The organism is Virgisporangium aurantiacum (assembly GCF_016863635.1).
GTDB classification, from domain to species: Bacteria; Actinomycetota; Actinomycetes; order Mycobacteriales; family Micromonosporaceae; genus Virgisporangium; species Virgisporangium aurantiacum.
On the sequence record NZ_BOPG01000023.1, the window covers coordinates 1 to 13565 of the forward strand.

The following is a 13565-nucleotide window of genomic DNA, read 5'->3' on the forward strand; positions in this document are numbered from 1 at the left end:
CCGTTGCCTCGCCCGCCGCCGTTGCCTCGCCCGCCGCCGTTGCCTCGCCCGCCGCCGTTGCCTCGCCCGCCGCCGTTGCCTCGCCCGCCGCAGCCGCCGTGCTCGCCTCCGCCGCCGGCGGGAGCGGCACCACCTCGTCGCCGCGGCGGGCCAGCAGGTCCAGGACGGCGCGGGTGGTGTCGTTCTCGTCGTCGGCGGCGAAGGCGATTCGCATTACGACCAGTTCACCTGCCCGCGACCGGCGTCGGCAAGGGCCTTGGCGATGCCGCTGAACGGGCGGCTGCCGAGGAAGCCCTTCGGGTTCATCGGGCTGGGGTGCCCGGCCTCCAGCACGACGTGCTTGGGGTTGGTGACCAGCACCTTCTTCTTGCGGGCGTAGCTGCCCCACAGCACGAAGACGACCGGGTACGGCAGGTCGTCGAGCGCCTTGATGGCCGCGTCGGTGAAGTGCTCCCAACCCTGGTTCGCGTGGGAGCCGGGCTTGCCGGCGCGCACGGTGAGCACCGCGTTGAGCATCAGGACGCCCTGGCTGGCCCAGCCCGTGAGGTCGCCGTTCTTCGGCGGCGTGACCCCGAGGTCGTCGTGCAGTTCCTTGTAGATGTTGCGCAGCGACGGCGGCACCGACACGCCGGGCCGCACGCTGAAACTGAGCCCGTGTGCCTGGCCCTGCTTGTGGTACGGATCCTGCCCGAGGATGAGAACCCGGGTCGACTCCAGCGGGCACAGCCGGAACGCGGTGAACAGGTCTTCCAACGGCGGGAACACGGTTTCGTTCTCGTACTCCGCGGAGACGAACGCCGTGAGCGACGCGACCGTGGCCGGGTCGAGGTGCGGCTCCATTCGCTCCCGCCAGCCGGCGGGCAGAAGGCCGAGCAGATCCAGGGTCATGCACGCAATGTAGCCAAGGGGTACGACACTTTCCGCCCCGGGGATACCGGCCTAGGAACGACGGTCCTGCATCTCCCACGCGTGGTCGAGCGCGTGCCAGGCGATGCGGCGCGCCGTGTACGCGACCGGCCATCCGTTCGGCACCGGCGGCGTCCCGTCCGACGGCGCACCGAGCACTGCGATGAGGTCGGCCCGCATCGCCTTGATCGCGGCCTTGTCGTCGAGCGCCGGCGGCTTGTGCTTCACGCCGATCTTGCGGCCGTACGCAGCTTCGGACTCGACGACGTGCGTGAGCATCTTGTCGCGATCCCGCCCGCCGCCGCGCGGTCCCTTACGCAGTTCCTCCGGCGACCGGGCGGCGACCCTGGTCAGCGTGTCCCAGCACGCTTCCACCAGCGCGGCGGTGCGCTTCGCGGCGGCGGCCGGCACCGGCTCGGAATCCGCGGTGGCGAAGGCCGCCGGCGCGCCGAAGTCGGTGGTGGCGTTGCCGGGCAACGACTCCACCACGTCGAAGGTGGCGTCGACGGTCAACCCGGCCTTCTTCGCCACCGGCGCGTAGCGGGTGGCGTACTCGGCGAGGGCCTCCAACGCCTCCTCGGCGGTGCGGCCGGACCGGCCCCAGCCGGGCCAGTCGAGCGCCATCGCGAACGTGCGTTTCGCTCCGATTTCGAGGTACACCTGGGTCATGCAAGCAGTTTGGCCTCCCGGTAGTAACGGGTGACGCCCGGGTGCAGGTCGATCGGGTACGTCGTGAGGCCGGAGCGCTCGTCGAGCCGTTTCGCCTCGGAGTGGACGCGCCGCAGCGCCCCGCGCGCGTCGTACAGCAGCCGCACGAACCCGTAGGCCACCTCGTCGGCGACGGCGCGACGCACCACGAGGATCGTGCGCACCCCGAGCGTCACCACCTCGGGCGCGGTGCCGTACGTGTTGGCCGGAACCGACCGGGTCACGAAGTACTCCCCCGCCCGCTCGGCCAGCGTGGTCGTCTCGTCCTCGACCGGCAGCAGCTGGATCAGCACCCGCGCGTCGAGCCCCGTCACCAGATCGTCGGGCAACGCGCCGATCGTGAAGAAGGCGTCGATCGAACGCTTCTCGAGCAGGTCGGCGGCAACCGACGCCTCGTGGTGGTGATCCGCGGTGACCGGGCGCAGGTCGGTGGTGAACTTGGTGGCTTTGAGCAGGCGGTCGGCGAGGATGTCGACGGCGGAGTTCGACGGCCCCGTCGACACCTTCCGGCCGGCCAGGTCGTCGAGCCTGTTGATGCCCTCGCCCTTGCGCACCACGATGTGCAGGTAGTCGTCGTAGAGGCTGGCCAGGGCCGCGATCGGTCGGGCGACGCCGAACGGCCGGTCGCCCTGCTGGGCGGCGGCCGCCACGTCGACGGTGGTGAACGCGAGGTCGGCGGCGCCGTCCATCAGGCTGCGGACGTTGTCGACCGATCCGTCTGTCGGCAGCAGTTCGGCCGGGATCTTCCAGCGTTTCCGGGCGGCGTCGACGAGCACGCCACCCAGCCGGGAGTACGCGGTGTCGGGCGGCCCGCCGGCGATCACCAGCCGCCGGACCGGTGCCGGATCGTCGTCGTCACACCCGGCGGTCGCGACACCGGCGGGCACGGCCAGCAGGGCGGCGAGCGCCGACCGGCGTCTCATCCCGGCACGTCCGGCCAGACCGGTGGACCCGGCCGCCCGGGCGCGGCGACGGCGGGCGGACCGCGCAGCGCCCCTCTCGCCGGTTCGGCCGCGGGCAGGGTGATCTTCGCGTGGACGCCGTGCGGCTGAGCCGTCATCAGATCGAGCCGGCCACCGGACGCGGTGATGAGCGAGTCGGCGATCGTGACACCCAGCCCGCTACCGTCGATGTTCTGGTGGGTGGTCCGGCGCCAGAACGGTTCCCGCGCGCGGGCCAGATCCTCGGGCGGCATGCCGGGCCCGTTGTCGACGACGTGCACCGCCACCCGACCGTCCACATCGGACTCCACCGCGACGATGACCTCCGCGCCGTCTCCCGCGAATTTGATCGCGTTGCTCAGCAACGCGTCGAGCGACTGGTCGAGCGCCTCGGCGGCGGCCCGGGCCGGTGCGCTCGACGGTCCGACGCGTTGCAACCGCACACCGAACTGCGCGGCGAGCGACCGCCACACGCCGACCCGTTCGTCGGCGATCACCGCGGCGTCGACGTCTTCGACGGCGTCGTCCATCACCTCGGCCCTCGCGTAGGCGAGCAACGCGTCGCAGACACGGCCCATGCGCTCGATCTCCTCGGCCATCAGCTCGTAGTCGTCGATTCCGTGCGGGCGCAGGGCCGGCCGGATGTTGTCGACGCACAACCGCACGGTCGCCAGCGGCGTGCGCAACTGGTGGCTGGCGTAGGAGACGAAGCTGCGCTGGCGTTCGACGAGCGTGGCGATGCGGTCGGCCATGCGGTTGAACGACTCGGCGAGCCGGCGAAGTTCCGGCGGCCCCGAATCGACCCGCACCCGGTCACCGAACCGGCCGTCGCCGAGGGCGTGCACCGCGCCGGCGAGGTTCTCGACCGGGCGCAGCATCCACCGGGTCAACGGCCCGGCGGCGGCGATCGCGACCAGCAGGCACGCGATGCTGACGATCGCGAGCACCGCGATCTGCGCGCCGCTGCTGCTCCGCAGGCCGAGCGACGGTGACACGGTGACGATCGCACCGCTGACCTGGCCGCCGCTGCTGATCGGCGCCACCACCACGATGTCGTCGGTGTTCCACGGCCACACGGTCTCCTGGGGCAGGCGGTACCGGCCGGCGAGCGCCGTGTCGATCTTGTCGCGGGTCTCCCGCGCGGACAGGTCGAGGCCGTCGCGGGTCTCGTACAACGTCTTCCCGTCGCGGCCGATGACCGCGACCGCGATGCCGTACAACTGATAGTGCTGGTCGAGTATCTGGTGCAGCGCCTCGGCCCGGTCGGTGCGCAGGGCCGGTTCGGCGAGCGACGCGAAGTACGCCGTGTCGTTGAAGCGGTCGATGTACACGATCTGCGCCTGTGCGGCGGCGAACGAGGCGGCCAACGGCACGCACAGGCCGACCAGCACCGACGCCGTGAGCCCGACGTAGACGATCCGCAGCCGCCGCAGCATCTATGCCTCCGTGCGGGCGCCCACGTGCACCGGCACCAGGCGGTACCCGACGCCGCGGACCGTCTCGATGTGCACGCCGTCGCCTAGCTTGGACCGCAGGGTGGTCATGTGCACGTCGAGGGTCCGCGACACGCCCCGCCAGGACGTGTGCCAGACCTCCTGCATGAGCCGTTCCCTCCGCACCGCCACCTCGGGCTGCGCGGCGAGCATCGCCAGCACCTGGAACTCCTTTCGCGCCAACGTCACCAGTTCGCCGTCGACGTACGCGCGGTACTGATCGAGGTCGATCCGCAGCCGGCCGACCACGTGCACGCCGCCCGGACGCGGCCGCGCCCGCCGGAGCACCGCCTCGATGCGCGCCTGCAACTCGGGGAACCCGAACGGCTTGACCACGTAGTCGTCGGCGCCGCACCGCAGCCCGGAGACCCGTTCGTGCTCCTCGCCACGGGCCGTGAGCACGATGATGCCGACGTCGCTGCGCTCCCGCAGCTGGCGGCAGACCTCGGTGCCGTCGGCATCGGGCAGGCCGAGATCGAGCAGCACGAGATCGGCCTCGGCCGCGGCGAGCGCGGCCTGCGCGGTGGGCGCATGGTCGACCGCGTACCCGGCCCGGAGGAGCGCCGCGCCGAGGGCGCGGGCGAACCGGTGATCGTCCTCGACGAGGAGTATCCGCATGGGAACCATGGTGGTACAACGCGTCATGCCGGGCGACCCTGAGCGGCCCCACGGCGTCCTAAATTCATGTCAATACTTCGGCGCGCGCCCCGGTGCACCCCGCGCCGCCCGCCCTACCGTAAGGCTTCCACCAGCAAGTGGAGGGCAGTTGGCGTTCCGGGACGAACTCGCCGCGGCCGTCGCCGAGATCACGGCCGCGGCCCATGACCGGCTTGTCTCCGACCGCGGCGGCTCCGTGCCGTTCGAGGTCGAAAGAGAATTTCGGACGGACGTGAGCGCACTCTTCGCCCGCTGGTCCCCGTACGGCGACGGCGACGCGGACCTCGTGCAGGGTCTCGTCGACGCCGTGGCTGCCCTGGCCCGCGACCACATCGAAACTGCTCGATCGGATGTGGGACGGGTCTCGGCCGTGGTCGAGCAGTGGCACGGGTCGGCCGCGGCGGCGTTCCGCCGGTCGTTCATCGGCAGTTACGAGTTGGCGGTCGCCGGCCAGTTGATCGCCCTGCGCGATCTCGGCCGGATCCTGGCCGCCTACGGTGCGGTGATGGCCGCCGCCCAGCGGACCCTGCTCGCCATCGGCCAGGCCACCGTCGCCGCCCTCGGCGACGCTGTGGGCGGGTTCGAGTTCACCGTGCCCGGTTCCGCCGCGGACCCGTTGAGTGGGGCCGCTCTCCTCTTCGATCCGGTCTCTTTGGGCGGCCCCGCGACGCCGGGTCGGGTCGACGGCGACGCCCTCCACGACGTCCTCGCGTCGATGGACGGGGCGGTCACCCGGCTCGACGAGCACGTCGACGCCGAGGAGGACCTGATCCGCGCCGTGCTCGACACCGCACAGGCGCGGCTCGACGCGAACCTGCCGTACCTGCTGCCCGCCGACAGCGGCGTCGGCGACGACCTCGACGAGTTCGAGAGCCGGCCGGGCAGCCACGTGGTCGTGGAGATCGCCGCGCTGTACCACGCCGGCAACGTCGACCTGACCAGCGCCGCCGGTCACTACGAGCAGGCCTGGCGCGGCCTCGATCTCGGCGCGGTGACCGAACCGGCGGCGTTCGGGCCGTGGTTCGCCCGCACCCTGTTCGACTACCGGACGCTCCGCCAGACGTTCTCCAGCCAGGTGCTGCTGGCCACCCGCGACGAACTCATGCGCCACGGCGACGACCTGTGCGGTGCGGCGTTGCTGTACGCCGAGGCCGACGGCATCGACGCGCGCCAGATCCTCCAGGTCCTGGACACGCCGGGGAGTCCCTGGTGATCATGCCCGGCTTTCCTGGCCCGGCTTTCCTGTCCCGGCTTCCTGTCACCGGCGATGCGACCGGCCCGGCCTCCGTGCGGGGTGGCCGGGCCTGTCGTCGCTTTCCCTGTTTCTAGCCCCGCCGGAACCTCTGCTCGTTGATGATTTCGGCGTTGTAGTACGTGTGCGCCGCCGAGTCGACCCGGACGGCCAGGTCGGCGAGGATCAGGTTCAGCTGCTCCGCCGCCGAGTCCCATTCCGCCTGGCGCAGCTGGTACTCCGCCTGCGCACCGCCGGACCACGCCTCCACCGCACCGCCCGGTTGAGCGATGGCGGCGACCGTGCTGCGCAGGCCGGCCAGTTCCGTGTTCATGAAGTTCCCCGCCGAGGTGATCCGCTCGGAGGCGTTCTGCAGCGCGGCGAAGTTGACTTTGATCATCAGTTGCCTCCGGCGGGATTGAGGGCGGCCGCGGTTTCGAGTGCCTCCACGGACGCACCGGCGTTACGCATCTCCGACTGGAGTTCCTCGTCGGTGATGGTGTAGTCGGTGCCGGCCGAACCCAACGCCTCGGAGATCACGCGCAGCGCGAGGTTGAGCCTGCCGAGTTGTTCGTCGAGGTTGGTGCGCACCGTGTCGAACGCTGTGCCGCCCTGCCCCACCCACAGTTCGCGTAGGGGCTCGAGCTCGTTGCGCAACGCCGTGAACTCGGCGGTCAGCGTATCTGCCGCCGTTGAACAGTCAGTTGAGATCCGATTCAGATCACCGGACTCAGCGCTGAAGCCTTGCGCCATCGCCGATGCACCTCCGTCTCCACGCTCGCGGTCGTCGACTCTGGTCCTGCCCACGATCGGTGCGCGGGGCGATGGCCGCCAGGTTTCGCGCCGCCTTTTAGGCGAGGCTTTACATGCCGGGCCGCGGATCCTAATTCACTGCAAAGTCAGCGGACGCGGGCATCGGTGCGGACCTATGGTGGGGCAGCCGATCCTGTGCAGTCCCTGCGGAGGCGAGATGAGCGAGTCCCCGATGCCGCCGATCACTGTCGACATTACGAGCCTGGCCGGTGTGGGCGAACGGTTGCTCAGGGAGGCCGGCGGAATGAGGATCAAGGCGTCCGGAGTGCTGTTCCCCATGAACGACAACCGGACGAACTTCGCCGGTGGCGGCATGGCCGAAGGCGCCACCTTCCAGGTCGTGCACGACGGGGCACACGAAGGTCTCGTCCAGTTCCTCAACGACGTCGTCAATGGCCTCGAGACCCTCGGCAACGCGGCTAAGGAGATCTCCGCGGCGTACGGGGAGGCCGACAGTCTCGCGGCGGTCACCGTCGAGGACGTCGAGACCCGCCTTCCGTCCGATTCCACCGGCCCGCAGCCCGCCTGACCCTCATCACCCGCGGAGGCTCCGATGTTGATTCCGCCGTACGGCACCAATTTCGGCGGCGACTCGACGAACTGGTTCTACTCACCCAACGGCACCAACATCGAGTCCATGCGCCAGTGGCTGCTCCACATGGATCCGGCCCGGATCCGGACCCTGGCCGAGTTGTGGGGCCACGCGTCCGACGCACTGTCCACCGTCACCCAGTTGGTCTTCGAGGACGGAATGGTGCTGCAGAGCGTGTGGCAGTCGCCCGCCGGGCAGGCGTACCTCCACGAGATGAGCACCACCCTCCGCTCCGTGAACGACTGGCGGCACGTCGCTGCCGACAACGCCGCCGGCCTGCGCCTCGTCGCCGATGCGGTGTCGACGGCCAAGGAGCAGATGGAACCCTTGTACCAGGAGTACCTGACGTACCAAGATCAGCGAAGGACGGTCGTCAACACCGTCTACAACCAGCCGATCATGCAAAGCCTCCCGCCAGACCAGCGGAACACGGCCCTCGCCAACGCCGACGAAGACAGCCAACGCTCCTATCACTACCGCGCGATGTCGATCACGCGCCCGGTGGCCAACGCGTACAGCGAGGCACAGAGCAGCTATCGCGTGGGCGAACCGTTCGCCGGCCCGCTGACCGCCCAAACCGGCGGCTCCCCGGGCGACGGTGGATCCGGTGGCTCGTCCGGCCCGGGCGCAGCCATCCCGGTCCTCGGCCCCGCCGCCCCTTTGGCATCGGGTGACTCCGGCACCGCAATCGGCCCCAGCGCCCCGGGTGCCCCCGGTCCCGCCTCCCCCGGCTTCCCGGGGCTGCCCGGCGCCCCCGGCAGTGGCGGCGGTGGCGAGGCCGCTGGTATCGCACCCCCGCCCGCGCCGGCACCCGCACCTCCGGCACCGCCCGGCCCGCCACCGGCCCAGCCAGGTCCCGCGCTGCCCGCCCCTCCTCCGCCCGGTCTCCCACCCGCGCCACCGACGTCCAGGCCACCCGCGCCCACCCGTCCGCCCGGCTCCGCCCCACGCCCACCGGGTGCCGGCCCGGCCACCCGCCCACCGGCTGGTGCCCCACGGCCGCCGGGTGCCGGGCCGGGAGCACGTCCACCGGGTGCGGCACCACGCCCACCGGGTGCCGGGCCGGGAGCACGTCCACCGGGTGCGGCACCACGCCCACCGGGTGCTGGGCCGGGCGCACGTCCACCGGGTGCCGCACCACGGCCACCAGGCGCAGGCCCGGGCGCGGGTCCGGGTGCACGGCCGCCGGGCGCCGCCCCGGGAGCACGACCGCCAGCGGCCGGGCCGGGAACGCGGCCACCCGCGGCCGGACCGGGTGCACGCCCGCCCGCAGCCGGTTCCGGCTCGCGTCCGTCGACGGCCGGCTTTGGTGCGCGGCCACCGGGCGCAGGTCCGGGCGCGGCTCCCGGCTCACGCCCACCGGCTGCCGGGCCGGGTGCTCGCCCACCCGGTGCCCGTCCGACGCCTGACCCGCGAGGCGCGGGCCGAGGTACGCAGCCCACCGCTGCTGGCCCCGGCGCGCGCCCGCCCACAGCCGCTCCGGGGGCGCGGCCACCCGCGACCGGCACGCCCGAGACCGGCACGCCCGGGGCGCGGCCACCCGCGGCTGGCCTGGGTACGCGCCAGCCCACGGCGGGCCCGGGTGCGCGGCCATCAACGGCGGGCCCGGGTGCACGGCCACCTGCAACTGGCGCGGGCGGGCCGCGGCCCACCTTGCCGGGAGCCCAGGCGGCACCGGATGCCCACCCGGTCGGCGGTCGGGGCACGGGGCCCCGCCCGGCGCTGCCCGGCGCTCGGCCCGGTCAGCACCCGGCGCCGGCAACGCGGCCAACGTCGGGCCCGGTCGCGGCGGCGCCGTCCGCCATGCGACCCGGCAGGGCCACCACCGGGACCACCACCACCGGGACCGCCAACGGCGGGACCACCAACGGCGGAACCACCAACGGCAGGGCCACCACCAACAGGGCCACCGGTGGGACCACCGGCGGGGCTGGGCGGCGCCCGGCGCTGACCTTGCCGGGCGCGGGAGCGACCTCCGCCCGGACGCCGTCGTACGCGGACCCGCCCACGGCGCCCCGGCCGGCGTTGCCCGGTGTCACCGGTGCGCCGCGAGCGCGGGTCGAGGACGACGGTTCACTGTGGACGGTCGCGCTGCCGCCGCCGAATCCGTTGGATGCTCCGCCCGAACGGCCGCCGGCCGCGATCCCACCCACGATCGGCCCCTGACGTGCCCGGCGCGGGAGCGCGCCGACTCGCCCGGATAGTGGTCGTCGCCTTGGGCGTGGTGTGTGTGCCGGTCGGGTGGACGGGCTCGCCGGCCAGTGCGGCGCCGGTGTGTTCGCGGGCGCCGCAGGCCGCGGAGGTCATCGCGGCGCTGCCGTGGGAGCGGCAGTTGTTGCTGGCCGAGCGGGTGTGGCCGTTGAGCCGGGGTGGGGTGCCCGTCGCGGTGATCGATACGGGCGTCGACGGGCGGCATCGGCAGTTGGCCGGGCGGGTGCTGCCCGGGTACGACGCGTTGACCAACGTGCCGGGAGGCGACGGGGACTGTGACGGGCACGGGACCGCGGTGGCCAGCGTCATCGCCGCGGCCAAGGTGGAGGGCGTCGGGTTCGCAGGGCTGGCGCCGGATGCCACGATCATGCCGGTGCGCGTCGCCGACTCGGGGGTGACCGAGCGGGAGGGCGAGGTCTCGGCCGCGGACATGGCGGAGGCCCTGCGGTGGGCGACCGACAACGGGGCCCGGGTGATCAACGTGTCGATCTACTTCGAGGTCGACCACGCGGACATCCGGGCCGCGGTCGAGTACGCGCAGAGCCGCGACGTGCTGGTGGTGGCCGCCGTCAGCAACCACCACAAGGATGACGGGCGACCGGACGCGACGCCCTACCCGGCGGCGTACCGCGACGTGGTGGGCGTCGGCGCGATCAACGCGGACGGCAGCCGCCTGCCCGAGTCGTACGTCGGGCCGTTCGTCGACCTGGTGGCACCGGGTGGGACCGTCACCACGGCGGCCGTGGGTGGCGGGCACCGGCAGGTGTCCGGCACCAGTTTCGCCGCGCCGTTCGTCAGCGCGACGGCGGCACTGTTGCTGGCGCGGGGAATGACCGTCGACGAGGTGCGGCGGCGGCTGATCGCCACGGCGGATCCGGCACCCGGCCCGGTCCACGAGTACGGATACGGCGTCGTCAACCCGTACCGGGCGCTGGTCGAGCGGGCGGCCGAAGGCACACCGGCCGGCGCTGCGCCCGTCACCGAAAAACCGACCGATCGCGCCGCGCTCGCCCGCGAACGCCGCTGGCGCGCGGACGCCGCGCGGGCCGGCGTCGCGGTGGCGGTCGTGGCCGTGCTGGCCGTGCTGCTGATCGCGGCGGAGCCGGTGGCCCGACGTGGCCGACGCGGCGGGTGGCGCGCCCGGCGACGCCCGGCACCCGCCGAGCCGCCCGCATCGGACGACATCGAGCAGCGCTTCTACGAGGTGCCCCGGGCAGGTTAGGTCACGTCACACCGGGTGGGCGGCGGCCGCCGGGTCGAGGGCCGGGCCCATCGGGAGGCGGGCGATCAGGGCCGACGGCAACCGCACGGCGGCGGCCTCCGGATAGCCGAGCATGCGGGCGACGCCCGGGGCGGCGAGCGGGTAACTGAAGCCCTGGTCGGTGACCAGGTGCAGCGAACCGCCCTCGGCACCGGGGGCCGGCTCGGCCCGTACCAGCGCGGCCCGGCCCGGTGCGACCAGGACCCGGTCGGCGAGCTTGCGGCCGGCGGTGGTGCGACCGGCCGTGTCGATGCCGCCGGGCTGGGGACGGGCGCCCACCCGGACGACCGGGATGTGCTCGCCCGGGGCGAACGTGGAGCAGACGGCGCCGTCGGCGCGGTCGGCGGGCGGGAGGTCGACCAGGTCGGGTTGCTCGCGGGGTGGGGCGGCCACACCGGCGTCGGACGACGCGGGGGCGCCGCCCGCGCCGGTCACCTGGGCCGGGGTCAGCCGGACGGGCATTTGCGGCGCGCCCTGGTACGCGGTTCGAGCGGCGTCGCTCGCCAGCACGATCTCCTTCTGCAGCGGCGTGATCGGGACCAGCCGGTCGGGCCGGACCAGGTAGAACGTGCCGGGTGGCGCCTCGACCACCTGGCCGGAGCGCACCGAGGCCGGCACCGGGGCGGGGAGTGCGGTGGTGGCCGCGCCGGGCTGCTCGACGCGCACCTCGTCGAGGGCCGGACCCTCGGGCAGGACCTCGAGCCACGCCGCGGCGACCGGCAGCGCGTCGCCGACCCCGGCGCCGAGCACCCGCACGGTGGCGGCCTGGGTGATCGGGAAGCGGTGGTTGTTCCAGATCAGGAAGACGACGTTGTCGGCGGTGACGAGCAGACCCCCGTCGACGGGCTGCCCGGCGGTGCGGGGTGCCGTGCCGGCGACGAGCGTGGTGCGGGCGGCCCGACCGCCGCGGCCGTCGGGCGCGCTTGCGGTGCACAGCGTCCAGGCGCCCGACAGCAGTTCCTTTCGGGCGGGCAGCGTGTCGGGGGCGCCCGGGATGCCGAGTTGCGGACCGCGCGGCACGCCCTTGAGCGACTTCGCCGAGACCGACTTGGTCTTGGCCGCCTGGCCGAGCACCAGCCGGGCGGAGGTGAAGTTGAGGACCGGGTGCAGCACCCCGTCGCGGTAGACGTACCGGGCGCCGGTGTCCTTCACCAGGATCACGAAGGAACCCTTCTTCCACGACGTGGCACCGCCGCCGGCGATGATCCCGTAGACGCCCACCGCCGCCAGCATCAGCGCGGCCACCATGAAGCTGCCGAGGGCCGCGCCGCCGAGCCGGCGGAACGGCAACTCGGCCGGGTCGCCCTGGCGCGCGATCAACCCGGAGATGACCCGGTGCAGGAAGAACTGGTACGAGTGGATCTGGTCACGCCTGGACTGCATCGACTCCTCCGAAGTCAGCCGAAGAACCCGCGCATCACACCGAACAGCCCGAGCACCGCACACGCGAGCGGCACCACGGCGAGGGTGAGCAGCACGTCGAACACGTCGGCGAGGCGGCCGAGCCGGGGTGACACCGGCCGCCGGCTGTAGGCGAGGCCGGCCGCCACGCCGACCGCGGCGATCGCCAGGTAGGCCGGCAGCGCGGGCCGCTCGAGCGCGAACTCGCCGACCGCCACCAGCCCGACGGTTCCGGCGACCAGCAACGGCACCCGGTGCCGCAGCCCCACGTAGAAGCGACCACGCAGCAGCAGCGACACCGAGACGGCGCCGGCGAGCAGCACCGCCGACAGGTCCCGGGTGACGGCCAGGATCACCAGGCAGGCCGCGGTGACGCCGGTGGTGCCCAGCAGCAGCCCGGTGAGCGCCTCGTCGGCCCGCACGGTGGCGGCGGTGACCGTGCGCCGGTCGGGCAGGGGACGGTCGGCGACCAGGTCGTCCGGCGTGCGGGGCAGTTCGGGCAGCGGGATCCGGCCCAGCCGCACCGCGAGGGCCGGCAGCATCGGGCTCGCCAGCAGCAGCACGCCGGCCAGGAGCGCGGCCACCTCGACCGCGCCGAGCGGGAACAGCGCGACCAGCCCGCCGGCGACCCCGCTCGCACCGGCGGAAGCGCCGGCGACGAACACCCGGCCGTACGCCGCGGTGGCCGCGTACCCGAGCACCGCCGCGCCGGCCGCCAGCGCCGACCCGAGCAGCACGTGCGGCGCGCCGAGCCGGCCGAGCGCCTCCTCGGCCAGCACCACCAGGCCGGCGACGAACGCGAACGGCAGCCCGAACGCCGCCACCACCGCGCCGGTTGCCGCGTCGGCCACCGCGCGGGCGAGCACGGCACCGGCGCCGAGGAGCACCACCGCCACGACGCCGGCCACCACGGCGACGGTTCCCCAGGGCGGCCCGTCGCGTAACAACTCGGCCAGCGCCGACGCCAACGCGATCCCCGCGGCGGCCAGGCCGGCGACGCGGGTGTCGGTACCCGACCAGCGGCGCCCGCGCCGCTGCGCGCCCTCGGCGATCGCGTCGACGATGTCGTCGTAATCGGCCTCCGGCCAGTCGAGCCGCCGCGGGACGAGGAACAACGCCTCGCCGTCGCGCACCTGTTGCCCGGCGAACGTGGCCGACGGGTCGAGCACCGCACCGTCACCGCGGCGCAGCACCCAGCCGTCGTGGTTCAGGCCGCCGTCGGCGAGGTCGTCGCCGGCCCGCCGCAGCAGGACCGGCAGCACGCTCACCACGGGCACGTGCGCGGGGAACGCGACATCGAGGCGGCGCCCCGGCGCATGCACAACGAGGCGCGTAAGCATTGTTAAATCAC

Annotated in this window: 14 protein-coding genes and 1 pseudogene; 3 read left to right on the forward strand and 12 right to left on the reverse strand. The window is 73.5% G+C overall.

The window, feature by feature from the left end:
* The 6 genes and pseudogenes from Vau01_RS17235 to Vau01_RS17260 all read right to left on the reverse strand — a co-directional run.
* Positions 1-214: pseudogene (locus Vau01_RS17235) on the reverse strand (hypothetical protein); the annotation flags it as partial.
* Positions 214-888 (reverse strand): uracil-DNA glycosylase, encoded by a 675-nt coding sequence (locus Vau01_RS17240; protein WP_203993498.1) that lies wholly within the window; start codon positions 886-888, stop codon positions 214-216. The gene Vau01_RS17240 and the pseudogene Vau01_RS17235, both read right to left, overlap by 1 nt.
* 51 nt (positions 889-939) lie before the next feature.
* On the reverse strand, positions 940-1575 hold the full coding sequence (locus Vau01_RS17245) for a hypothetical protein (RefSeq protein ID WP_203993500.1): 636 nt from the start codon (positions 1573-1575) through the stop codon (positions 940-942).
* On the reverse strand, positions 1572-2537 hold the full coding sequence (locus Vau01_RS17250; RefSeq protein WP_203993503.1) for a TAXI family TRAP transporter solute-binding subunit: 966 nt from the start codon (positions 2535-2537) through the stop codon (positions 1572-1574). Before Vau01_RS17250 ends, Vau01_RS17245 begins: the two co-directional genes overlap by 4 nt.
* Positions 2534-3991, reverse strand: a complete 1458-nt coding sequence (locus Vau01_RS17255; protein ID WP_203993505.1) for a sensor histidine kinase — start codon at positions 3989-3991, stop codon at positions 2534-2536. The genes Vau01_RS17250 and Vau01_RS17255 overlap by 4 nt, the downstream gene beginning before the upstream one ends.
* Positions 3992-4666 (reverse strand): response regulator transcription factor, encoded by a 675-nt coding sequence (locus Vau01_RS17260; RefSeq protein WP_203993508.1) that lies wholly within the window; start codon positions 4664-4666, stop codon positions 3992-3994.
* A gap of 148 nt (positions 4667-4814) precedes the next feature.
* On the opposite strand from Vau01_RS17260, the gene Vau01_RS17265 reads away from it, so the two are divergent.
* Complete coding sequence (locus Vau01_RS17265) at positions 4815-5918, forward strand: hypothetical protein (RefSeq protein ID WP_203993511.1); 1104 nt, start codon at positions 4815-4817, stop codon at positions 5916-5918.
* 112 nt (positions 5919-6030) lie between these two features.
* On the opposite strand, the gene Vau01_RS17270 is transcribed toward Vau01_RS17265, so the two are convergent.
* Both Vau01_RS17270 and Vau01_RS17275 read right to left on the reverse strand, forming a co-directional pair.
* Entirely contained in the window at positions 6031-6336 is a 306-nt protein-coding gene (locus Vau01_RS17270) for a WXG100 family type VII secretion target (RefSeq protein WP_203993514.1), read from the reverse strand.
* Positions 6336-6689 (reverse strand): WXG100 family type VII secretion target, encoded by a 354-nt coding sequence (locus Vau01_RS17275; protein ID WP_203993518.1) that lies wholly within the window; start codon positions 6687-6689, stop codon positions 6336-6338. Before Vau01_RS17275 ends, Vau01_RS17270 begins: the two co-directional genes overlap by 1 nt.
* A 217-nt stretch (positions 6690-6906) precedes the next feature.
* Here Vau01_RS17275 and Vau01_RS17280 point away from each other — a divergent pair, with 217 nt between their 5' ends.
* Complete coding sequence (locus Vau01_RS17280) at positions 6907-7278, forward strand: hypothetical protein (RefSeq protein ID WP_203993521.1); 372 nt, start codon at positions 6907-6909, stop codon at positions 7276-7278.
* Positions 7279-7355: 77 nt separating this feature from the next.
* Here Vau01_RS17280 and Vau01_RS17285 read toward each other — a convergent pair whose 3' ends face one another.
* Together Vau01_RS17285 and Vau01_RS17290 are read right to left on the reverse strand one after the other, a co-directional pair.
* Positions 7356-7565 carry a hypothetical protein gene (locus Vau01_RS17285; RefSeq protein ID WP_203993523.1) on the reverse strand — a complete coding sequence of 70 codons (210 nt, stop codon included), beginning with the start codon at positions 7563-7565 and terminating at the stop codon, positions 7356-7358.
* 1518 nt (positions 7566-9083) lie between these two features.
* On the reverse strand, positions 9084-9494 hold the full coding sequence (locus Vau01_RS17290) for a hypothetical protein (protein ID WP_203994164.1): 411 nt from the start codon (positions 9492-9494) through the stop codon (positions 9084-9086).
* Between the two features lie 77 nt (positions 9495-9571).
* Here Vau01_RS17290 and mycP point away from each other — a divergent pair, with 77 nt between their 5' ends.
* A complete protein-coding gene (gene mycP, locus Vau01_RS17295; RefSeq protein WP_239151657.1) occupies positions 9572-10774 on the forward strand; it encodes a type VII secretion-associated serine protease mycosin in 1203 nt (400 codons plus the stop codon).
* Between the two features lie 6 nt (positions 10775-10780).
* Here the strand turns inward: mycP and eccB are convergent, their stop codons facing one another.
* Both eccB and eccD read right to left on the reverse strand, forming a co-directional pair.
* Positions 10781-12196: a type VII secretion protein EccB gene (eccB, locus tag Vau01_RS17300; protein ID WP_203993527.1), complete on the reverse strand. Its 1416-nt coding sequence runs from the start codon at positions 12194-12196 to the stop codon at positions 10781-10783.
* A 14-nt stretch (positions 12197-12210) separates the two neighbouring features.
* Positions 12211-13536: a type VII secretion integral membrane protein EccD gene (gene eccD, locus Vau01_RS17305; protein WP_203993529.1), complete on the reverse strand. Its 1326-nt coding sequence runs from the start codon at positions 13534-13536 to the stop codon at positions 12211-12213.
* Between the last annotated feature and the right edge of the window lie 29 nt (positions 13537-13565).

Bases quoted from the DNA above. Each gene is read 5' to 3' on its own strand.
- Vau01_RS17245 (WP_203993500.1), bottom strand. From the start codon at position 1,575: ATGACCCAGGTGTACCTCGAAATCGGAGCGAAACGCACGTTCGCGATG.
- Vau01_RS17260 (WP_203993508.1), bottom strand. From the start codon at position 4,666: ATGCGGATACTCCTCGTCGAGGACGATCACCGGTTCGCCCGCGCCCTC.
- Vau01_RS17275 (WP_203993518.1), bottom strand. From the start codon at position 6,689: ATGGCGCAAGGCTTCAGCGCTGAGTCCGGTGATCTGAATCGGATCTCA.
- eccB (WP_203993527.1), bottom strand. From the start codon at position 12,196: ATGCAGTCCAGGCGTGACCAGATCCACTCGTACCAGTTCTTCCTGCAC.
- Vau01_RS17280 (WP_203993521.1), top strand. From the start codon at position 6,907: ATGAGCGAGTCCCCGATGCCGCCGATCACTGTCGACATTACGAGCCTG.
- Vau01_RS17270 (WP_203993514.1), bottom strand. From the start codon at position 6,336: ATGATCAAAGTCAACTTCGCCGCGCTGCAGAACGCCTCCGAGCGGATC.
- Vau01_RS17240 (WP_203993498.1), bottom strand. From the start codon at position 888: ATGACCCTGGATCTGCTCGGCCTTCTGCCCGCCGGCTGGCGGGAGCGA.
- Vau01_RS17250 (WP_203993503.1), bottom strand. From the start codon at position 2,537: ATGAGACGCCGGTCGGCGCTCGCCGCCCTGCTGGCCGTGCCCGCCGGT.
- Vau01_RS17255 (WP_203993505.1), bottom strand. From the start codon at position 3,991: ATGCTGCGGCGGCTGCGGATCGTCTACGTCGGGCTCACGGCGTCGGTG.